Here is a 19,416-nt window from a genome sequence, read left to right as displayed (position 1 = left end):
GGTGCCGCAGCGCCTTGAGGGAGGACAGATGACCCATCAGCCGACGCCCCAGGGCGATCTTCAATCCGTGCCCGCCTTGCTGGCGCGCAACGTCGCCCGGTTCGGGGACCGCCCCGCCTATCGCGAGAAGGAATACGGGATCTGGCAGAGCTGGACCTGGGCCCAGGCCGCCGAGGAGGTCCGCGCCCTGGCCCTGGGCCTGATGGCGCAGGGGCTGAAGCCCGGCGATCACATGGCGATCATCGGGCGCAACCGGCCGCATCACTACTGGGGCATGATCGCCGCGCAGATGTGCGGCGCGGTGCCGGTGCCGCTCTATCAGGACGCGGTCGCGGCCGAGATGGCCTATGTGCTGGACCATTGCGGGGCGCGCTTCGTGCTGTGCGGTGATCAGGAACAGGTCGACAAGGTGCTGGAGGTCGAACAGACCACCGGCGCCGGCGCGCGCATCGTCTATACCGACGGGCGGGGCCTCAGGAAATACGACCATGCCAACATGGTCTCGCTGGCCGATCTGCAGGCGCAGGGCCGGGCCGAGGCGGGGTCCCTGGGCCCGCGCCTGGACGCGATCATCGCGGGGCTGGATTACGACAGCACCTGCGTGATGCTGTATACCAGCGGCACGACGGGCAAGCCCAAGGGCGTGGTCCTGTCCAACCGCAACATCATCGAGACCGCCCGCAACACCGCCGAATTCGACCGCCTGACCGAGGTCGAGGAGATCGTCGCCTATCTGCCCATGGCCTGGGTCGGCGATTTCATCTTCTCGATGGGTCAGGCGATGTGGTCGGGATTCACCGTGAACTGCCCCGAGGGCGCGCATACGATGATGACCGACATGCGCGAGATCGGGCCCACCTATTTCTTCGCGCCGCCGCGCGTCTTCGAGGGTCAGCTGACATCCGTGATGATCCGCATGGAGGATGCCAGCCGCCTGAAGCGCTGGCTGTTCCGGCGCGGCATGGCGGTGGCGAACCGCGCGGGCCCGGCGCTGCTGGACGGCAAGACGGTGTCCCTGGGCGACCGCATCGCCTATGCGCTAGGCAAGATCTTCGTCTTCGGCCCGCTGAAGAACAGCCTGGGCCTGTCGCGTGTCCGCGTGGGCTATACCGCGGGCGAGGCGATCGGCCCCGAGATCTTCGATTTCTACCGCAGCCTGGGCATCAACCTGAAGCAGCTCTACGGCCAGACCGAGGCCTCGGTCCTCATCACACAGCAGCCCGACGGGCAGGTGCGTTCGGACACGGTCGGCGTGCCCAGCCCCGGCGTCGAGGTCCGCATCGGCGAGAATGGCGAGGTCTATTACCGCAGTCCCGGCACCTTCGTCGAATATTACAAGAATGCCGACAGCACCGCATCGACCAAGGATGCCGAGGGCTGGGTCGCCACGGGCGACGCGGGCTTCTTCGAGGAGGGGACCGGCCATCTGCGCATCATCGACCGCGCCAAGGATGTGGGCCGCATGGCCGACGGGTCGATGTTCGCCCCCAAATATGTCGAAAACAAGCTGAAGTTCTATCCCAACATCCTGGAGGCCGTGGTCATCGGCAACGGCCGCGATTTCTGCACCGCGATGATCAATATTGACCTGACCGCGGTGGGCAACTGGGCCGAACGCAACAACATCGCCTATGGCAGCTATCAGGAGCTGGCCGGCCATCCGCAGGTCTACGAGACCATCCGCGCCCATGTCGAGGCGGTGAACGCCTCGGTCGCGCAGGACCCGATGCTGTCGGGCTGCCAGGTCCATCGCTTCCTGGTGCTGCACAAGGAACTGGACCCCGATGACGGCGAGATGACGCGCACCCGCAAGGTCCGCCGCGCCGTCATCACCGAGAAGTATCACGACCTGGTCACGGCGCTCTATGACGGATCGTCCAGCCGCCATACCCGGACCGAGGTCACCTATGAGGATGGCCGCAAGGGCGCGATCAGCGCGACCCTGCGCATCGAGGATGCCTGCGTCTTCGGCGACGCGGCCCGGCAGAAGGCGGCGGCGGAATGAACATGGTCACCCAGGACGGATACATGACCGCCGACGGCCGCCAGATCGGCCCCGTGGTGATGGAGCTGCGAAACATCACCCTGCGCTTCGGCGGCGTGGTGGCCATCAAGGACATCAGCTTCGACATCCGCCAGGGAGAGATCCGCGCGATCATCGGCCCGAACGGGGCGGGCAAGTCGTCGATGCTGAACATCATCTCGGGCTTCTACAACCCGCAGGAGGGGCAGGTCATCTTCAAGGGCCGGCCGCGCCCGGCGATGAAACCCTATCAGGTCGCGCGCCTGGGCATCGCCCGCACCTTCCAGAACATCGCCCTGTTCGAGGGGATGTCGGTCCTGGACAACATCATGACCGGCCGGCTCAACAAGATGAAGGCCGGGTTCGTGTCCCAGGCCCTCTGGTGGGGCGCGGCCGAGCGCGAGGAGATCGAGAACCGCGCCGCGGTCGAACGCATCATCGACTTCCTCGAGATCCAGAACATCCGCAAGACGCCCGTGGGCCGTCTGCCCTACGGCCTGAAGAAGCGGGTCGAGCTGGCCCGCGCGCTGGCGGCGGAACCCAACCTGCTGCTGCTGGACGAGCCGATGGCCGGCATGAATGTCGAGGAGAAGGAGGACATGTCCCGCTTCATCCTCGACGTGAACGACGAATTCGGCACCACGATCTGCCTGATCGAACATGACATGGGCGTGGTCATGGACCTCAGCGACCGGGTGGTCGTGATGGATTACGGCAAGAAGATCGGCGACGGCACCCCCGCCGAGGTGCGCAGCAACCAGGCGGTGATCGACGCCTATCTGGGGGTGGCCCATGACTGAGCGCCCGTCTGACCTGAAAGGAACCGCGTGATGGATCAATTCATCTTTGGCCTGGAGGTCGTGATGAACGGCCTGATGACCGGGGTCATGTATGCGCTGGTGGCCTTGGGCTTCGTGCTGATCTTCAAGGCCTCGGGGGTGTTCAACTATGCCCAGGGGGTGATGGCGCTGTTCGCGGCGCTGACGCTGGTGGGCATCCAGAACGGCCAGGTCCCCTTCGCGCATCTGATCAACGCGGTCTTCGGCACCCAGCTGCATCATTTCGGCTGGACGGTGCCTGCGGTCCTGGCCATCGCGCTGACCGCGCTGGTCATGGTGGGGCTGGCCTTCGTCATCGAAAAGCTGGTCCTGCAGCACCTTGTGGGGCAGGAGCCGATTATCCTCTTCATGGCGACCATCGGCCTGGCCTATTTCCTGGAAGGCCTGGGCGACGTCATGTGGGGCGCCGACATCAAGACGCTGGATGTGGGCCTGCCGCAGGGCATCTCGGACCCGATCGAGGAGATCACGGCCAACTGGTTCGGCTACGGCTTCTTCATCGACCGGCTGGACCTCTGGGCCACGCTGATCGCGGCGATGCTGGTCGCGGCGCTGGTGGCCTTCGCGCAATACACCAAGCAGGGACGCGCCATGCGCGCCGTGGCCGACGACCACCAGGCGGCGATGTCGGTGGGCATCTCGCTGCGCTTCATCTGGGTGATGGTCTGGTCGATCGCGGGCTTCGTGGCCTTGGTCGCGGGCATCATGTGGGGCACGAAATCGGGGGTCCAGTTCAGCCTGTCGCTGATCGCGCTCAAGGCGCTGCCGGTGCTGATGCTGGGCGGCTTCACCTCGATCCCCGGCGCCATCGTGGGGGGGCTGATCATCGGGGTGGGCGAGAAACTGTTCGAATTCTCGATCGGCCCCATGGTCGGCGGCGCGACGGAAAACTGGTTCGCCTATGTCCTGGCGCTGATCTTCCTGGTCTTCCGACCCCAGGGCCTGTTCGGCGAACGCATCATCGAGCGGGTGTGACCATGGCGCTTCTTCGTTGCAGAAATACCCCGGGGGTGCGGGGGCTGGCCCCCGCTGACCGCGCTGAAAGGAACATCCAATGATCTATCGCGAGGCAGGCGACTTCAAGACCAGCTACCGGGATGACAGCCAGACCTTCCCGATCCGGCTGGACCGTTGGGGATATTACGCGATCCTGGCCGTGGCCTTCGGGATCATCCCCTTCGTCATCAACGACTACTGGGCCAATGCCGTGATGGTGCCCTTCCTGATCTACGCGATCGCCGCCTTGGGGCTGAACATCCTGACGGGCTATGCGGGTCAGGTCAGTCTGGGGACCGGGGGCTTCATGGCGGTGGGCGCCTATGCGGTCTACAAGCTGATGACCAGCTTTCCCGACGTGAACATCGTCATCCACATCCTGCTGGCGGGGGGCATCACCGCCGCGGTCGGCGTGCTCTTCGGCCTGCCCAGCCTGCGGATCAAGGGCTTCTACCTGGCCGTGGCCACCCTGGCCGCGCAGTTCTTCCTGGTCTGGCTGTTCAACAAGGTGCCGTGGTTCTACAACTATTCCGCCTCGGGCCAGATCACCGCGCCGACGCGCACGGTCTTCGACCAGGCCGTGACCGGCCCCGCCGCCAGCGCGCCCGCGAAATACCTGATCTGCCTGGTCTTCGCCTTCGTGCTGGCCTGGGTCGCGCGCAACCTGACCCGCGGCAGCCTGGGGCGCAAATGGATGGCCATCCGCGACATGGACATCGCGGCCGAGATCATCGGCGTGAACCCGCTGCGCGCGAAACTCTCGGCCTTTGCGGTCTCCAGCTTCTTCGTGGGCGTCGCGGGCGCGCTTCTCTTCGCGGTCTATCTGGGCGCGGCCGAGGTCGGCGAGGCCTTCGGCATCAACAAGAGCTTTCTGGTGCTGTTCATGATCATCATCGGCGGCCTCGGCAGCATCTTCGGCAGCTTTGCCGGTGCGGCCTTCATGGTGCTGATGCCGGTCCTGCTGAAGAACTTCCTGGTCGGCAGCATGGGCTGGCCCACCGATCTGGCCGCCCATATCGAGCTGATGATCGTGGGCGCCCTGATCGTGACCTTCCTGATCGTCGAGCCGCACGGCCTGGCGCGCCTGTGGCGCCTGGCCAAGGACAAGCTGCGGCTCTGGCCGTTTCCGCACTAACCGAAGAACCGGGCAACCGGCATCGCATCTCTGGGAGGAGACCCCGCAATGAAACTGACCCTTGCCGCCCTGGCCACCACGATGATGGTCGCAAGCCCGGCCTTGGCCGACCTGATCGTGCCCAACATGTCCTATCGGACCGGGCCCTATGCCGCGAACGGCATCCCCTATGCCGATGGCTTCGCCGACTACTTCACGCTGCTGAACGAGCGGGACGGCGGCATCGGCGGCCAGCTGGTGCAGGTCCCCGAATGCGAGACCGCCTATAACACCGAAAAGGGCGTCGAGTGCTATGAATCGCTGCGCGGACAAAGCCCGCTGGTGCTGAACCCGCTCTCCACCGGGATCACCTATCAGCTGATCCCGCGGATCACGCAGGACGGCATCCCGCTGTACACGCCGGGCTACGGGCGGACCTCGGCCAAGAACGGCGCGGTCTTTGAATGGGTGTTCAACGCGCCCGCGAACTACTGGGACGGGGCCTCGGTCGCGGTCAAGCACATCCTGGACCAGGAGGGGGGCGATCTGTCCGGCAAGAAGATCGCGCTGGTCTATCACAACAGCGCCTATGGCAAGGAGCCGATCCGCACCTTGGAGGAGCTGTCCCAGAAGCATGGGTTCGAACTCAGCCTGCTGCCGGTCGATGCGCCGGGCCAGGAACAGAAATCCCAATGGCTGCAGATCCGCCGCGACCGGCCTGATTACGTGATCATGTATGCCTGGGGCGTGATGAACCAGGTCGCCATCCAGGAGGCCGTGAACATCCGCTTTCCGATGGACAAGTTCATCGGCATCTGGTGGTCGGGATCGGAGAACGACGTGCGCGCGGCGGGGGCCGGGGCGGATGGCTACAAGGCGCTGACCTTCCACGGGGTGGGGCGCGACTATCCGCTCTATGACGACCTGCAGCAATATGTCTATGACGCGGGCAAGGCCGCGGGTGCGGGCGATCAGGCGGGCAGCGTGCTCTATTCGCGCGGCGCCTATTCCGCGCTGGTCATCGCCGAGGCCATCGCCAAGGCGCAGGAGCTGGCCGGCACATCCGAGATCACGCCCGCGCAGATGCGCGACGGCTTCGAGGCGCTGGAGATCACCGCCGAGCGCATGGCCGAGCTGGGCCTGCCCGATTTCGGCGCGCCCATCGCGCTGTCCTGCGAGAACCACGGCGGCGACGGCCTGGCCCGCGTGCAGCAGTGGAGCGCCTCCGAGGCCAGCTGGTCGCTGATCACCGACTTCATCGAGCCCGATGCCGAGATCCTCGACCCGCTGATCGCCGAGGACAGCGCGAACTATGCCGCCGAGGCGGGCATCCAGACGCGCTGCGAGTGACCCGATGCTGCCGGCGGCGGTCCTCCGCCGCCGGCCCAGACCCCAGAGGAGACCGCCATGTTCGACGCCGAGACCCGGACCGAGACGCTGCTGGACGTCAACAATATCGAGGTGATCTACAACCACGTCATCCTGGTCCTGAAGGGCGTCAGCCTGACCGTCCCCAAGGGCGGCATCACCGCTCTGCTGGGCGGCAACGGGGCGGGTAAGACGACGACGCTGAAGGCGATCTCGAACCTGCTGGCCAGCGAACGGGGCGAGGTGACCAAGGGCTCCATCACCTATCGGGGCGAGGCGATCACCGCGCTGGACCCGGCCGCCCTGGTCCGCCGCGGCGTCATCCAGGTGATGGAGGGCCGCCACTGCTTCGAGCATCTGACGGTCGAGGAGAACCTGCTGACCGGCGCCTACACCCGCCGCGACGGGGCCGCCGCGATCAAGCGCGACCTGGAGATGGTCTATGACTATTTCCCGCGCCTGCGCGAGCGGCGCAAGAGCCAGGCCGGATACACCTCGGGCGGCGAGCAGCAGATGACCGCGATGGGGCGCGCGCTGATGTCGCGCCCGCAAATGATCCTGCTGGACGAGCCGTCGATGGGCCTGGCCCCGCAGCTGGTCGAGCAGATCTTCCAGATCGTCAAGGCCGTGAACGAAGGCGAGGGCGTCACCTTCCTTCTGGCCGAGCAGAACACCAATGTCGCGCTGCGCTATGCCCATCAGGGCTATATCCTGGAGAATGGCCGCGTGGTGATGGAGGGTCCGGCAGCCCAGCTGCGCGAGAACCCGGACGTCAAGGAATTCTATCTGGGCATGTCGGATGAGGGACGCAAATCCTTCCGCGACGTGCGCAGCTATCGCCGGCGCAAGCGCTGGCTGGCCTGAGGGGGTCATCATGGGATATTACGACGAACTGGAAACGCGCGATCCGGGCCAGCGCGAGGATGCCTTGGCCCAGGCCCTGCCGCAGGCGCTGTCACGCGCCCGCACCGCGCCCGCGCTGGCACGCCTTTTGCGCGATGTGGACCCGGCATCCGTGACCGACCGTGCCGCGCTGGCCCGACTGCCGGTGATCCGCAAGGCCGAGCTGTCCGAGGCGCAGCGGAAATCGCCGCCCTTCGGGGGATTCACCACGCGCCTTGCCGCCGAGTTCGACCATGTCTTCCAGAGCCCCGGCCCGATCTACGAGCCCGGGCGGCGGGACGGCGACTGGTGGCGGTTGGGGCGGTTCCTGCATGCCTCGGGCGTGGGGCGCGGGGATATCGTGCAGAACTGTTTCGGCTATCACCTGACGCCTGCGGGGATGATGTTCGAATCGGGCGCGCGGGCGGTGGATGCCGCCGTTCTGCCCGCGGGCACCGGCCAGACCGAATTGCAGGTCCGCGCGGCGGTCGACATCGGCACGACCTGCTATGCGGGCACGCCCGATTTCCTCAAGGTGATCCTGGACCGCGCCGACGAGATGGGCGAGGTCTTGTCCTTCACCAAGGCGGTGGTGGGCGGCGGCGCGCTGTTCCCGTCGCTGCGCGCGCTCTATGCGGATCGGGGGATCGTGACGCGGCAATGCTATGCGACCGCCGATCTGGGCAATATCGCCTATGAGAGCGAGGCGCTGGAGGGGATGATCGTCGATGAGGGCGTGATCGTCGAGATCGTGCGCCCCGGCACCGGCGATCCGGTCCCTGAGGGCGAGGTCGGAGAGGTCCTGGTGACCACGCTGAACCCCGACTATCCGCTGGTGCGCTTCGCCACGGGCGATCTGTCGGCGGTGATGGCGGGCACCAGCCCTTGTGGTCGCACCAACATGCGCATCAAGGGGTGGATGGGCCGCGCGGATCAGACCACCAAGATCAAGGGCATGTTCGTGCGCCCCGAACAGGTCGCGGCCTTGGTCGCGCGGCATGGGGACGTGTCGCGCGCCCGCGTCATCGCCGACCGCCAGGGAGAGATGGACGTGATGACCGTCCAGCTGGAGACGGCGGGGCAGGGCGGCGATTACGCGGCCTCGGTCATGGAGGTGCTGAAGATGCGCGGCGACGTGCAGCTGGTGGCGCCCGGCAGCCTGCCCAATGACGGCAAGGTCATCGAGGATCGCCGCCACTATGAATAAGGGGCATTTGATCCGTTAACTTGTTCGTAACCCCCTGCCGGGGCCAGATGGGACCTGACCGGAACAAGGGGTGTCATCATGGCTGCGGACAAGGGCCTGAACGGGCCGTCGATCATCATCAAGCGCATCGAGGCGTCGGGCGATGGCGGCCATCATGGCGGGGCATGGAAGGTCGCCTATGCGGATTTCGTGACCGCGATGATGGCCTTCTTCCTGATGATGTGGCTGCTGAACGCCACGACCGAGGAACAGCGCAGCGGGCTGGCGGATTACTTCTCGCCCACGATCATGCAGTCGCCCTCGGCCACCGGGCGGGGCGGCGACGGCGATGCGACGGCCCAGCAGCATGCGGTCGATCCGGCCATGCCCCAGACCGAGGCCGCCGGCGATTTCGAGGAGATCGCCCGCGCCATCCAGGACAGCCTGACCGGCACGGGGGCAGAATCCTCCCAGCTGACCAACCTGCTGCAGCATGTGGTGACGCGCATGACCGACGAGGGGCTGGTGATCGAGCTGGGCGACCTGACCGAATCGCCCCTGTTCGTCGAGGACACCGCCCAGCCCCAGCCCGCGCTGACCCAGCTGGCCGCGATCCTGGCCCAGATCCTGGGGCATGTGCGCAACGACGTGGCGATCTCGGGTCATGTGCGCGCCTATCCCGAGACGCTGGTCGCGTCGCCCGTCTGGCCCCTGTCGGATGCCCGCGCCCATACCGTCCGCAACCTGCTGGAACAGCAGGGATTCGACGGCAGACGGGTCCAGCGGGTCAGCGGCTATGCCGACCGCAAGAACCGGTCGGGCAATCCGATGGACCCGCGCAACAACCGGATCGAACTGATTTTACTGAGATAGGGGCGGGGATTATCCTTATCTTAAGTCTTGTCCCGCAGGGTGGTCGCCAAGCTTGAATCAGAAAGGTGACTGCCCATGTCGATCTCCTCTGCGATGAATGCCGGCGTGGCTGGCCTTGCGGCCAATTCGTCGCGCCTTGGGACCATTTCGGACAATATCGCGAATGCCTCGACCTTCGGCTACAAGCGGGTCGAGACGGATTTCAACTCGCTGGTCGTGGGGCAGGGGGCGGGGCTCTATACCGCGGGGGCGTGCGGGCATCGACGCAGCGCGTGGTCACCCAGGACGGGGCGATCGTCACCACCTCGCATCCGCTGGACCTGGCGATGACGGGCCGGGGCATGCTGCCGATCACCACGCTGAACGATGCGCGGGGGGATGGTCAGCCCTCGATGCTGATGACGCGGACGGGGGCGTTCCGGCCCGATGCCGAAGGGCTGCTGCGCACCGACAGCGGTCTGGTGCTGATGGGCTGGCCCACGCTGCCCGACGGCACCATGCCCTTGGTCGCGCGCGACACCTCGGCCGCGCTGGAGCCGATCCGCATCGACACCAACCGCCCCGTCAGCGACCCCACGACCCAGGTGATGCTGGGCGCGAACCTGCCCGCGCTGGAGACTCTGCCCACCGGATCGGGCGCGGCCCTGCCGTTGAAGGTCGAATATTTCGGCAATCTGGGCACCTCGGAATCGCTGGACGTGACCTTCATCCCCGACACGACCGTGGCGGCCGGCATGTCCAATGCCTGGGTGGTCGAGATCCGCGACAGCGCCTCGAACGACGCGATGATCGCGTCCTTCCGCGTGACCTTCGACGACAGCCAGGGGGCCGGCGGTGCGCTGGCCACCGTGACCACGCTGACCGGCGATCCCTATGACCCCGCGACGGGCAGCATCCCGCTGACCGTGGGGGGCGGCCGGATCGACCTGGCGATCGGCGTGCCGGGCGGGACCTCGGGGCTGAAGCAGCTGGCCTCCAGCTTCTCGCCTTCGAACATCGCCAAGAACGGATCGCCGGTGGGCCAGCTGCTGACGGTCGAGGTCGATGCGCAGGGCTATGTCATGGCGACCTATGACACGGGCTTCGTCAAGGCGCTCTACAAGATCCCGGTCGTGGACGTGCCCAATCCCAACGGGCTGGTCGCGGTGCAGGGCCAGGCCTTCAAGGTCTCGCCCGCATCGGGCGGGTTCTTCCTGTGGGATGCCGGGGACGGCCCCACGGGCGAGATCGCGGGCTATGCGCGCGAGGCCTCGACCACCGATATCGCGCAGGAGCTGACGCATCTGATCACGACGCAGCGGGCCTATTCCTCGAATGCCAAGATCATCCAGACCGTGGACGAGATGCTGCAGGAAACCACCAACATCAAGCGTTGATAGACCGCCGCGCGGAGATCCTGAAGGGGGCAGCCGATGAGCATCGCCAAAGCCATTTCCAACGCCATGTCGGGCCTGACGGCCACCGCGCGGGGCACCGAGACCGTGGCCGCGAACCTGGCCAACGTGATGACGCCCGGCTATGCCCGGCGCGACCTGGCCGTCACCGCCCAGCTGCTGGGCGGGGGGGTGCGGATCGACGGCATCACGCGGATCGTCAATGCCAGCCTGCTGTCGGAATCGCGCCTGGCGGCATCGGCGGTGGGCGACGTCTCGGTGCGCGCGAACTTTCAGCTGCGGATGGAAAAGGTCATCGGCCTGCCGGGCGAGGCGGGGTCGCTGTCCAGCGCGCTGACCAGCTTTCAGACCGCGCTCAGCGCCGCCGCGACCCGCCCGGATGACGAGATCCGGCTGGCCCAGGTGGCCAGCACGGCCTCGGCCCTGGCCCGCGGCCTGAACGCCGCATCCGAGGCTGTCCAGACCGCGCGCGGCGCAGCCCAGCAGGGGATCGCCGCGGATGTGGCGACGCTGAACACCTCGCTGGAACGGGTCGCCTATCTGAACGCGCGCATCGCGATCCTGGATGCGGATGGCAAGGATGCCAGCCCGCTGATCGACGAACGCCAGCAGATGATCGACCGCATCGCCCGCATCGTCCCCGTCCAGGAGGTCCCGCGCGATGCCGGCAAGGTCGCGCTTTTCACCGCCGAGGGGGCGGTGCTGCTGGATGGCAGCGTGCCCGCCAAGCTGGGCTTCGAGGGGGCCGACCAGGTCACCGCGGGCCAGGTCGTGGGCGCGCCCCTGCAGCTGCTGTCGCTGAACGGCCAGCCCTTGGAGCCTGCTCAGATGCGGCTGTTTGGCGGCGGATCGCTGGCGGCGCAGTTCCAGATCCGCGATCAGCTGGGCCCCGAATTGCAGGCCGAGCTGGACGACATGGCCTTCGAGCTGCATCAGCGCCTGGCCGATCCGGCGATCGATCCCAGCCTGGGGGCGGGCGATCCGGACCTGTTCACCGATCGCGGCGACCCGGCGACGGCCGCCACCGTCACGGGGCTGGCCGGCCGCATCGCGGTCAATGCCGCCATCGACCCGGGCCAGGGCGGGGCGCTGTGGCGCCTGCGCGCGGGCCTGGCCGCCGCGTCGCCCGAACCCACGGGCCATTCCGCCGTCCTGACCGCGCTGGCCGAGGCCTTGGACCGCAACCGCCCCCCGGAGGCCGGCAGCAGCTTCGTCGGCCAAGGCAGCCTGGCCTCGCGCTTCGGCACGGTGGAATCGCGGGTCTCGACCCGCCGGGTCGAGGCGCAGGCCGACATGGCCATCCGCACCAGCCGCCAGGCGACGATCACCTCCAGCATCATGGCCGACGGGGTCGATACCGATGCCGAGATGCAGCGCCTGCTGCAATACGAACAATCCTATGCCGCCAATGCCCGCGTCCTTGTCGCGGTCGATGAAATGATCAAGCAGCTTCTGAGGATCTGAGGCCATGACCCTGAACAGTATCGGCGACCAGGCGCGATCCTTTGCCCTGAGCCTCGCATCGAACCGGATCAAGACCACGCTGGCCACCCTGACGCAGGAGGTCGCGTCGGGCCAGGTCGCCGATCTGGGCGCCCGGCTGGACGGCAACACCCGCGCCCTGCACGACATCGAGACGCGGATCGAGATCGCCACCCAGCTGCGCCGCAACGGATCGGATGCCGGCGCGCGCCTGCAGGCGGTCCAGGACATGTTCGAAGGTGTCCGCCTGATCACGACCCAGCTGGGCCTCGGCATGGCCAGCGACCCGTTCTCGACCACGCCGATGGTCGTCCAGACCCGCAGCGCCGAGGCCGCCCAGGTCTTCGAATCGGTGATCCAGAAGCTGAACGGCACCCATGCGAACCGCCACCTGCTGGCGGGCGAGGCGCCCGACATCCGCCCCATCGCCGAGCCGGGCCAGATCCTGGACAGCTTGCAGGCGCTGACCGCCGGGATGACCACCGCCGATGACATCGCGACCGCGGTCGCCGCCTGGTTCGACGCGCCCGCCGGGGGCGGGGGCTATCTGGACACGGCCTATTTCGGCACGCTCGGGTCCGCGCAGCGCATCGCGGTGGGCGAGGGCAGCGTGGTCGAGATGGGCACCACCGGCGCGTCGCCCGCCGTGCGCGACATCCTGAAGGGCCTGGCGACCGCCGCCCTGGTCGATCGCGGCGCCTTGGCCGGCAACCTGGCCGAGCGGCACCAGCTGCTCTCCGCCGCCGGACGGCAGATGGTCTCGGCCGATTCGCAGATCCTGACCGAGATGGGTCGCGTGGGCCTGGCCCAGCAGACCGTCGAACAGGCCTCCGTCACCGGGACCTCGACCCTGAACAGCCTGAACCGCGCCCGGTCCGACATCCGCGGCGCCGATCCCTTCGAGACCGCCGCCGCGCTGACCGAGGTGCAGAACCAGCTGGAATCGCTTTATGCGGTGACGGCGCGGCTGTCGAAACTCAAGCTGGTGGATTATCTGCGGTGAGAACGCTCCTGAATGCCCTGATCCTGTGGATCGCCGTCGCGGGCGCGGCACTGGCCGTTCCGGTCCGCATCAAGGACCTGGCCGATTTCGACGGCGTGCGCGGCAACGACCTGGTCGGTTACGGCCTGGTCGTGGGCCTGGACGGGTCCGGCGACGGGATGCGCAACGCCCCCTTCACCGAGGAGATGCTGGCCGGCCTGCTGGAAAGGCTGGGCGTCAACGTCACCGATGACGCGCTGCGGTCCAAGAACGTGGCGGCGGTGATCGTCACGGCCACGCTGCCGCCCTTCGCCCGGTCGGGCAGCCGGATCGACGTCAATGTCTCGGCCATCGGCGATGCCAAGAGCCTGCTAGGCGGAACCTTGGTGATGACGCCCCTGAAGGCCGCGGACGGCAATATCTATGCCGTGGCGCAGGGGTCGATCATCGCGGGCGGTGCCTCGGCCCAGGGCGATGCCGCGCGGGTGGTCGAGGGCGTGCCCACCACCGGCAGCATCCCGGTCGGCGCCCGGGTCGAACGCGAGGTCGAGTTCGACTTTGCCGGGATCAACGACATCCGCATCGCGCTGCGCAACGCGGATTTCACGACCGCCACCCGGGTCGAGGACGCGATCAACCGCGACTTCAACAGCCCCTTGGCCGTCACGCTGGACAGCGGGACGGTGCTGGTCAATTTCCGCAACCTGGGCGCGGTGAACCCGGCCCGCGTCGTCGGTCGCATCGAGAACCTGCTGATCGAGCCCGAGGACCGCGCCAAGGTCGTCATCGACCACAAGTCGGGCACGATCGTGGTGGGCGAACGGGTCCGCATCTCGCGCGTGGCGGTGTCGCAGGGCAACCTGACCCTGCGCGTGGCCGAGGCGCCGGTCGTGTCACAGCCCAACCCCTTTGCCGCGGGGGCGACGGTGACCGTGCCGCGCACCGCCGTCGACATCACGCAGGAGCCGGGCATCGGCTTCGTCGAGGTCGCGGGCGAGACGAATCTCAGCGATCTGGTCGAGGGGCTGAACGCCCTGGGCGTGCGCCCGCGCGACATGATCGACATCCTGAAATCGATCCATTCCGCAGGCGCGCTGCATGCGGACCTGATCGTGGAGTGACGCTCAGGCCCGCAGCGCGCCGGTCATCGCCGACAGCCACAGCGCCGCCGTGCCCGCGCGGGTCTGACGATAGAACCCCCCCCGTCGCAGGTCGATCACGGCCCGCGGCGGGGGATTGCGCATGACGCCGTCCAGGCGCGCCAGCAGGTCCCGGCTGTCCGGCGGCAGATCCAGCGCGGCAAGGCTGTCATAATTCGCCCGCAGCCAGGTCCCGAAATCGCCCGCCATCAGGCGGCGCAGGCGGGCGGTCATGGCCGGGATGGTGTCGTTGCGACCGACCTCGCTGGCCTGATGCTGACGATAGAGCAGGCAGGGCCGCGGATCATGGATCAGCCGCGCGCCGCTGGCCGCCATCAGCTGATAGGCCCACCAGTCATGCGAGATCACCCCCGCCCGCCGCGCCGCGGGCGCCGCATCGCGCAGCACCCGCACAGCCGCCGCGTTGAAGACCGAGCTGTTGCCCGCCATGCAGGCCTGGACCAGCGCGTTGCGCAGCCCGAGCGGGCGCGTGAACCGCCGCGATGGCCGGATCGGGTTCAGATCGGGATCGGCGATGATGGTGCGCGCGGCGTAATGGCCGGGGCGCGGATCCGTGCCCAAGGCCTCGACCGCGCGGGACAGCTTGTCGGGGAACCACCGGTCGTCCTGGTCGCAGAAGGCCGCCCAGGCCCCGTCGGGCACATGGTCCAGCGCCGACAGGAAGTTCATCGTGGCCCCTTGGCGCGGGCCGTCGATCACCGTGACCTGGCCCGCGGGCCGCGTCGCGGCGAAGGCCAGGGCCAGGTCGCGGGTGGCGTCGGTCGATCCGTCATCCGACAGGATCAGCGACCAGCGCGGCCAGTCCTGCGCCGCGATGCTGTCCAGCTGGACCTGCAGATGCGCCGCGCCGTTGTAGCTGGCCAGCAGGATGACGACATGAGGCGACACTGCAGCCCCTTTCCCCGAAATGATGCGGCCCGACCCGCGAAGGGGGCCGGGCCGGTTCTGGCGCGCCGTCGGGAAAAGGGCAAGCGGTTAGCCGGAATGGCGGGCGATATCCTCGATCAGCACGGCCGAGACGGGCAGGTCGGTCGCCGCCCGCGCCGCCGCGGCCAGGCTCTCGCGCAGCGCGGCCAGGTTGCGGTCGGCGGTGAAATTGCCGTCGAAGCCGCCGGTATTGGCGTGGATCATCAGCTGGCGCAGCAGCGCGTCGCGCAGGGCGTGTTCCTTCTTGGCCAGTTTCGGCAGGGTCTCGGCATCGGTCTGCAAGGTCAGGGTCAGGATCATCATGTCGCGCATGTCCCCTTGGCGGACCAAGGGGACGAAGAACTGGGTCGGGAACCGGAACCAGGCCGGCTCGCCCATCGTATGGTCGGGCTTGGCGACCGCGACCTCGGCCCCGTCCTCGGCGCCCGCCTCGGCATGGGTGTCATCCTTGGCGCCCGATCCGCGCAGCATGTCGCCCCCGAGGGCGCCGCCGACAAGCGCCAGGACCGGAACGGCGATGGTCATCAGTTTCTTGATCACGGTCGCACCTCAATAGGGCAGAAGGATGTCGGCGATCTGCTGGCCATAGCGCGGCTGCTGCACATCGGTGATCTGGCCGCGCCCACCATAGGAGATCCGCGCCCCCGCGATGCGGTCATAGGCGATCTCGTTGTTGCGGCCGATATCGCCGGGGCGCACGAAGCCGCTGACGGTCAGCTCGCGCAGCTCGAAGTTCACGCGCACCTCCTGGGTGCCCTCGATATGCAGGCTGCCATTGGGCAGGGTGTCCACGACCGTCGCCGCGACCCGCAGGGTCAGCTTGTCGCGCCGCGAGATGTTCCCGTTGCCGCGATAGGAGGAGGAGGCCGAGGCGTCGGCCAGATTGTCGAAGCCCGCCCCCTCGGGCAGCTTGTCGGCCAGGCGCTGCGGGATGCCGACCATCTGCGGGATCGACAGGTTCTCGCGCGAGCTGCGGTTGCGGCCGCTGCTGTTGCTGATCTCGGCGCGGTCGTCGATCTCGATGACCACGGTCAGGATGTCGCCGCGGATCGCGGCGCGGCGGTCGCTGATCAGCGAGGACTGCGTCCCCGCCCAGAGCGATGCCGAGGCCTCGGGGCGGCCGGAATTCAGCGGGATCTCCAGCGGCGGGTTGGTCATGGCCATGAATTCCTCGCTTTCGCGGGGCGATGTCAGCTGGGGCGCCTGGCCCACATTGACGGCGCGCGCGCAGCCCGAGGCGGCCAGGATCAGGCACAGCAGATAGGCGGGTTTCATCGGTCTTCCTTTCAATTCAGCACGATCAGGCTGCCATCGGGCATGACCTGTGCGGTCACCGTGCTGCGCGAGCCCATGTTCATGACGCGGATCAGATCGCCCGCCGCGCCGTCGGACATGGCGCGGCCCTCGGTGTCGATCCGCAGCCCGCCGCGCTGAAAGCTGAGGCGGACGATCTGGTTGCGGCCGATGACGCGGGGGGCCTGCAGCATCGTCGCGTGGATGGGGCGGCCTTCGTAGATGGTGATGCGGGTCTGCATCCCGATGGCGGCCGCGGGATCGGTCAGCCCCGGGCGGGGGCTTTCGGTGACGGTCAGGTCGGCGGGCGCGATCACATGGCCCGCCGGCAGGGTGCGCGAGGCCCCCAGGCCCCCCGCCGCCGCGGCCCCCGGCCACAGCAGCAGCGCCAGGATCAGCGCGCGCATCACCGCACCTGCGTCGTCGCGCCGAGCATCTGGTCGGCGGCGGTGATGACCTTGGCGTTCAGCTCGTAGCCGCGCTGCGCCTTGATCAGCTCGGTGATCTCGCGCACGGCATCGACCGAGCTTTCCTCCAGATAGCCCTGGCGCAGCGTGCCCAGCCCGTCCTCGCCCGGGTTCACGACCTGCGCGCCGCCCGATGCGGCGGTCTCGATGAAGAGGTTCGACCCGATCGCCTCCAGCCCCTTTTCGTTGGCAAAGCCCGCCAGCGTGAACTGGCCCAGCAGCTCGGCCTCGACCCGGTCGCCGAAATAGGCATAGACCTCGCCCCCGGCATTGATGGTGATGGCGCGGGCATCGTCGGGAATGGCGATGTTGGGCACGACCGGATAGCCGTCCGAGGTGACGATCAGCCCGTCGGGCGACCGCTTCAGCCCGCCGTCGCGGGTATATCCCGACAGGCCCGAAGGCAGCGTGACCTCCAGATAGCCGTCGCCCTCGATGGCCAGGTCCAGGTCGCCGCCGGTGGCGACGGACGCGCCCTGCTGCAGGTTCACGCTGACCGCGGTGGGGCGCACGCCCAGGCCCAGCTGGACGCCTGCGGGGATGACGGTGCCATCGGCGGCGGTGACGCTGCCGGGGCGGGCGGCCTGCTGGTAATGCAGGTCGGCGAATTCGGCGCGGCGGGCGTTGTAGCCCGTCGTCGACATGTTCGCGAGGTTGTTCGAGATGACCTCGACGCGGGTCTGCTGGGCGCTCATGCCGGTTGCGGCGATCTGCAGGGCTCTCATGGCGGGTCCTTATCGGGTCATGGCGGTGATCGCGCCGCGGATGCGCTGATCCTCGGCGTCGAGGAATTTCTGGCCCAGCTCGTAGGCGCGCTGGACCTCGATCATGCGGGTGATCTCGAAGATCGGGTCGACGTTGGAATCCTCCAGGAAACCCTGGCGGATGCGGCCGTCCTCGATCGGTTCGGGGGCGCCGTCGATGGCGAAGGCGGTGCCGCCTTGGCGCGTCAGGTCGGTGCCCTCGGGCGCGGCCCACAGGCCGATGCGGCCGAAGGGCAGGCCGTTGGACGACAGCGTCCCGTCGCCGCCGATCGACACGCCGTTGGCGCCCGCCGGCAGGATGATCGGGGCCTGTCCCTCGTCCAGCAGGCGGTGGCCCTCGGCGGTCATCAGCTCGCCCTCGGGCGACGGCATGAAGGCGCCGGCGCGGGTCAGCCGCAGCCCGTCGGGCGATTCGACCAGAAAGAATCCCTCGCCCTCGATGGCCAGGTCCATGCTGTTGTCGGTCTGGGTCAGCACCCCCTGGTTCAGGTCCAGCATCCGGCCGCGCGCATGGCCCATCGACAGCGTGTCGCCCCGCCGGTCCAGCGCGGTCAGATGTTCGGCAAAGATCACCCCCTCGCGGCGATAGCCGGTGGTGTTGGCATTGGCGATGTTGTTGGCGACGACGCGCATCTCGGCCATCAGGCCCGATTGCCGCGTCAGGTTGGCATAGATGGCGTTGTCCATCTCAGCGCCCCGCGATCATCGGGATGATCTGGCCCAGGTAGAAATCGGCCAGGGTCGTGGTCATGAAGCTCATCGAGACCCAGAAGACGATCAGCATCAGCCCGACCTTTGGCACGAAGGTCAGCGTCATCTCCTGGACCGAGGTCAGCGCCTGGAAAAGGCCGATGGCCACCCCCGCGATCAGCGCCACCCCCAGTAGCGGGGCCGAGATGCGCACCGCGATCAGCAGCGACTGGCGCAGCATGTCGAAAAGGACCGTCTCTCCCATCACAGGTTCCCCTTCATCACACGGGCATCCGCAGGATTTCCTGATAGGCCTCGACCACCTTGTCGCGGATGGCGACGACGGTGTTCATGGTCAGCTCGGCCTCGGCGATGGTCTGGACCAGCTGGTGGGTGCTGACCTGACCGGTCATGGCGCCGGTCGACACCTGGTCGACCTGGGCCATCTGGGCGGCGAAATCCTCGGCCGCCTGGCCGATGCGGGCCAGGGGCTGGGCGCCGGGCTGCGGGGCGACCGCGGTGCGGGCGGCGGAATAGGCGGATGCGGCATTCAGTCCGGTGATCATGGGGGGCGGCCTTTCTAGCGGCGAAGCAGGTCAAGAAGGGATGAGCTCATCTGCCGAGTCTGTTCGAAGACCCGCAGATTTGCCTCGTAGCTGCGGCCGGCCTCGCGGCTGTCGGCCAGCTCGATCACCAGATCGACGTTCGAGCCTTGGTAATATCCCTCGGCATCGGCCAGGGGATGGGCGGGGTCGTGGATGCGCGGCAGCGCGCTGCGGTCCAGGCGGGTGCGCCCGGCCTCGACCTCGCCCGTGGGGCGGCCGAAGCGGATGGATTCCTCGAAGCTGACCAGCTTGCGGCGATAGCCGGGCGTGTCGGCATTGGCGATGTTTTCCGCGGTGTGGCGCAGGCGTTCGGATTGCGCGCGCATCCCCGACGCCGCCATGCGCAGCGGGGTGATCGGATCGGTCATGTC

22 protein-coding genes are annotated in these 19,416 nt (G+C 67.8%); 13 read left to right on the top strand and 9 right to left on the bottom strand.

The features are described 5' to 3' along the window. The first annotated feature begins 28 nt into the window (after positions 1–28). From JHW48_RS14245 to JHW48_RS14190, 13 genes are all read left to right on the top strand, one after another. Positions 29–2,005 (top strand): AMP-binding protein, encoded by a 1,977-nt coding sequence (locus JHW48_RS14245; RefSeq protein ID WP_119884669.1) that lies wholly within the window; start codon positions 29–31, stop codon positions 2,003–2,005. 2 nt (positions 2,006–2,007) lie between these two features. Continuing rightward, entirely contained in the window at positions 2,008–2,823 is an 816-nt protein-coding gene (locus JHW48_RS14240; RefSeq protein ID WP_419182419.1) for an ABC transporter ATP-binding protein, read from the top strand. 30 nt (positions 2,824–2,853) lie between these two features. After that, the gene (locus JHW48_RS14235) at positions 2,854–3,837 is read left to right on the top strand and encodes a branched-chain amino acid ABC transporter permease (RefSeq protein WP_119884671.1); all 984 of its coding nucleotides are present in this window, start codon (positions 2,854–2,856) and stop codon (positions 3,835–3,837) included. 79 nt (positions 3,838–3,916) lie between these two features. Then, the gene (locus JHW48_RS14230; RefSeq protein WP_119884672.1) at positions 3,917–4,993 is read left to right on the top strand and encodes a branched-chain amino acid ABC transporter permease; all 1,077 of its coding nucleotides are present in this window, start codon (positions 3,917–3,919) and stop codon (positions 4,991–4,993) included. 48 nt (positions 4,994–5,041) lie between these two features. After that, positions 5,042–6,322 carry an ABC transporter substrate-binding protein gene (locus JHW48_RS14225; RefSeq protein WP_119884673.1) on the top strand — a complete coding sequence of 427 codons (1,281 nt, stop codon included), beginning with the start codon at positions 5,042–5,044 and terminating at the stop codon, positions 6,320–6,322. Positions 6,323–6,379: 57 nt separating this feature from the next. Then, positions 6,380–7,204: an ABC transporter ATP-binding protein gene (locus tag JHW48_RS14220; RefSeq protein WP_119884674.1), complete on the top strand. Its 825-nt coding sequence runs from the start codon at positions 6,380–6,382 to the stop codon at positions 7,202–7,204. A 10-nt stretch (positions 7,205–7,214) separates the two neighbouring features. After that, positions 7,215–8,429, top strand: coding sequence for a phenylacetate--CoA ligase family protein (locus JHW48_RS14215; RefSeq protein WP_119884675.1), 1,215 nt, complete (start codon positions 7,215–7,217; stop codon positions 8,427–8,429). A gap of 78 nt (positions 8,430–8,507) precedes the next feature. Continuing rightward, a complete protein-coding gene (locus tag JHW48_RS14210) occupies positions 8,508–9,281 on the top strand; it encodes a flagellar motor protein MotB (RefSeq protein ID WP_119884676.1) in 774 nt (257 codons plus the stop codon). 75 nt (positions 9,282–9,356) lie between these two features. Then, entirely contained in the window at positions 9,357–9,611 is a 255-nt protein-coding gene (locus JHW48_RS18700) for a flagellar basal body protein (protein WP_419182391.1), read from the top strand. Continuing rightward, the gene (locus JHW48_RS14205) at positions 9,533–10,657 is read left to right on the top strand and encodes a flagellar hook protein FlgE (RefSeq protein WP_336390892.1); all 1,125 of its coding nucleotides are present in this window, start codon (positions 9,533–9,535) and stop codon (positions 10,655–10,657) included. The genes JHW48_RS18700 and JHW48_RS14205 overlap by 79 nt, the downstream gene beginning before the upstream one ends. Before the next feature lie 36 nt (positions 10,658–10,693). Next, positions 10,694–12,139 carry a flagellar hook-associated protein FlgK gene (gene flgK / locus JHW48_RS14200; RefSeq protein ID WP_119887188.1) on the top strand — a complete coding sequence of 482 codons (1,446 nt, stop codon included), beginning with the start codon at positions 10,694–10,696 and terminating at the stop codon, positions 12,137–12,139. A gap of 4 nt (positions 12,140–12,143) precedes the next feature. Continuing rightward, the gene (locus JHW48_RS14195) at positions 12,144–13,160 is read left to right on the top strand and encodes a flagellin (protein ID WP_119887189.1); all 1,017 of its coding nucleotides are present in this window, start codon (positions 12,144–12,146) and stop codon (positions 13,158–13,160) included. Beyond that, a complete protein-coding gene (locus JHW48_RS14190; protein ID WP_119887190.1) occupies positions 13,157–14,260 on the top strand; it encodes a flagellar basal body P-ring protein FlgI in 1,104 nt (367 codons plus the stop codon). The genes JHW48_RS14195 and JHW48_RS14190 overlap by 4 nt, the downstream gene beginning before the upstream one ends. A gap of 3 nt (positions 14,261–14,263) precedes the next feature. Here the strand turns inward: JHW48_RS14190 and JHW48_RS14185 are convergent, their stop codons facing one another. The 9 genes from JHW48_RS14185 to flgC all read right to left on the bottom strand — a co-directional run bounded on the left by JHW48_RS14185 (position 14,264) and on the right by flgC (position 19,413). Beyond that, entirely contained in the window at positions 14,264–15,187 is a 924-nt protein-coding gene (locus tag JHW48_RS14185; RefSeq protein ID WP_170152338.1) for a glycosyltransferase, read from the bottom strand. 87 nt (positions 15,188–15,274) lie between these two features. Then, the gene (locus JHW48_RS14180) at positions 15,275–15,766 is read right to left on the bottom strand and encodes a hypothetical protein (RefSeq protein WP_240637927.1); all 492 of its coding nucleotides are present in this window, start codon (positions 15,764–15,766) and stop codon (positions 15,275–15,277) included. 9 nt (positions 15,767–15,775) lie between these two features. After that, complete coding sequence (flgH, locus tag JHW48_RS14175; RefSeq protein ID WP_119887192.1) at positions 15,776–16,501, bottom strand: flagellar basal body L-ring protein FlgH; 726 nt, start codon at positions 16,499–16,501, stop codon at positions 15,776–15,778. An 11-nt stretch (positions 16,502–16,512) separates the two neighbouring features. After that, on the bottom strand, positions 16,513–16,926 hold the full coding sequence (gene flgA / locus JHW48_RS14170; RefSeq protein WP_119887193.1) for a flagellar basal body P-ring formation chaperone FlgA: 414 nt from the start codon (positions 16,924–16,926) through the stop codon (positions 16,513–16,515). Then, entirely contained in the window at positions 16,926–17,711 is a 786-nt protein-coding gene (gene flgG / locus JHW48_RS14165; RefSeq protein ID WP_119887194.1) for a flagellar basal-body rod protein FlgG, read from the bottom strand. Before flgG ends, flgA begins: the two co-directional genes overlap by 1 nt. Before the next feature lie 9 nt (positions 17,712–17,720). Next, positions 17,721–18,437 (bottom strand): flagellar hook-basal body complex protein, encoded by a 717-nt coding sequence (locus tag JHW48_RS14160; RefSeq protein ID WP_119887195.1) that lies wholly within the window; start codon positions 18,435–18,437, stop codon positions 17,721–17,723. Between the two features lies 1 nt (position 18,438). Continuing rightward, positions 18,439–18,705 carry a flagellar biosynthetic protein FliQ gene (locus tag JHW48_RS14155; protein WP_119887196.1) on the bottom strand — a complete coding sequence of 89 codons (267 nt, stop codon included), beginning with the start codon at positions 18,703–18,705 and terminating at the stop codon, positions 18,439–18,441. Between the two features lie 16 nt (positions 18,706–18,721). Further along, positions 18,722–19,006, bottom strand: coding sequence for a flagellar hook-basal body complex protein FliE (gene fliE, locus JHW48_RS14150; protein ID WP_119887197.1), 285 nt, complete (start codon positions 19,004–19,006; stop codon positions 18,722–18,724). 14 nt (positions 19,007–19,020) lie between these two features. Further along, positions 19,021–19,413, bottom strand: a complete 393-nt coding sequence (flgC, locus tag JHW48_RS14145; protein ID WP_119887198.1) for a flagellar basal body rod protein FlgC — start codon at positions 19,411–19,413, stop codon at positions 19,021–19,023. Positions 19,414–19,416 lie beyond the last annotated feature (3 nt).

Source organism: Paracoccus aestuarii (assembly GCF_028553885.1).
GTDB classification, from domain to species: Bacteria; Pseudomonadota; Alphaproteobacteria; order Rhodobacterales; family Rhodobacteraceae; genus Paracoccus; species Paracoccus aestuarii.
Note: the sequence above shows the minus strand (reverse complement) of the source record. Positions and strands in the feature narration are given on the sequence as shown.

Bases quoted from the DNA above. Each gene is read 5' to 3' on its own strand.
- JHW48_RS14235 (WP_119884671.1), top strand. From the start codon at position 2,854: ATGGATCAATTCATCTTTGGCCTGGAGGTCGTGATGAACGGCCTGATG.
- JHW48_RS14245 (WP_119884669.1), top strand. From the start codon at position 29: ATGACCCATCAGCCGACGCCCCAGGGCGATCTTCAATCCGTGCCCGCC.
- JHW48_RS14230 (WP_119884672.1), top strand. From the start codon at position 3,917: ATGATCTATCGCGAGGCAGGCGACTTCAAGACCAGCTACCGGGATGAC.
- JHW48_RS14240 (WP_419182419.1), top strand. From the start codon at position 2,008: ATGGTCACCCAGGACGGATACATGACCGCCGACGGCCGCCAGATCGGC.
- fliE (WP_119887197.1), bottom strand. From the start codon at position 19,006: ATGATCACCGGACTGAATGCCGCATCCGCCTATTCCGCCGCCCGCACC.
- JHW48_RS14160 (WP_119887195.1), bottom strand. From the start codon at position 18,437: ATGGACAACGCCATCTATGCCAACCTGACGCGGCAATCGGGCCTGATG.
- JHW48_RS14155 (WP_119887196.1), bottom strand. From the start codon at position 18,705: ATGGGAGAGACGGTCCTTTTCGACATGCTGCGCCAGTCGCTGCTGATC.
- flgH (WP_119887192.1), bottom strand. From the start codon at position 16,501: ATGAAACCCGCCTATCTGCTGTGCCTGATCCTGGCCGCCTCGGGCTGC.
- JHW48_RS14195 (WP_119887189.1), top strand. From the start codon at position 12,144: ATGACCCTGAACAGTATCGGCGACCAGGCGCGATCCTTTGCCCTGAGC.
- flgA (WP_119887193.1), bottom strand. From the start codon at position 16,926: ATGCGCGCGCTGATCCTGGCGCTGCTGCTGTGGCCGGGGGCCGCGGCG.
- flgC (WP_119887198.1), bottom strand. From the start codon at position 19,413: ATGACCGATCCGATCACCCCGCTGCGCATGGCGGCGTCGGGGATGCGC.
- JHW48_RS14215 (WP_119884675.1), top strand. From the start codon at position 7,215: ATGGGATATTACGACGAACTGGAAACGCGCGATCCGGGCCAGCGCGAG.
- flgG (WP_119887194.1), bottom strand. From the start codon at position 17,711: ATGAGAGCCCTGCAGATCGCCGCAACCGGCATGAGCGCCCAGCAGACC.
- JHW48_RS14210 (WP_119884676.1), top strand. From the start codon at position 8,508: ATGGCTGCGGACAAGGGCCTGAACGGGCCGTCGATCATCATCAAGCGC.
- JHW48_RS14220 (WP_119884674.1), top strand. From the start codon at position 6,380: ATGTTCGACGCCGAGACCCGGACCGAGACGCTGCTGGACGTCAACAAT.
- JHW48_RS14225 (WP_119884673.1), top strand. From the start codon at position 5,042: ATGAAACTGACCCTTGCCGCCCTGGCCACCACGATGATGGTCGCAAGC.
- JHW48_RS18700 (WP_419182391.1), top strand. From the start codon at position 9,357: ATGTCGATCTCCTCTGCGATGAATGCCGGCGTGGCTGGCCTTGCGGCC.
- flgK (WP_119887188.1), top strand. From the start codon at position 10,694: ATGAGCATCGCCAAAGCCATTTCCAACGCCATGTCGGGCCTGACGGCC.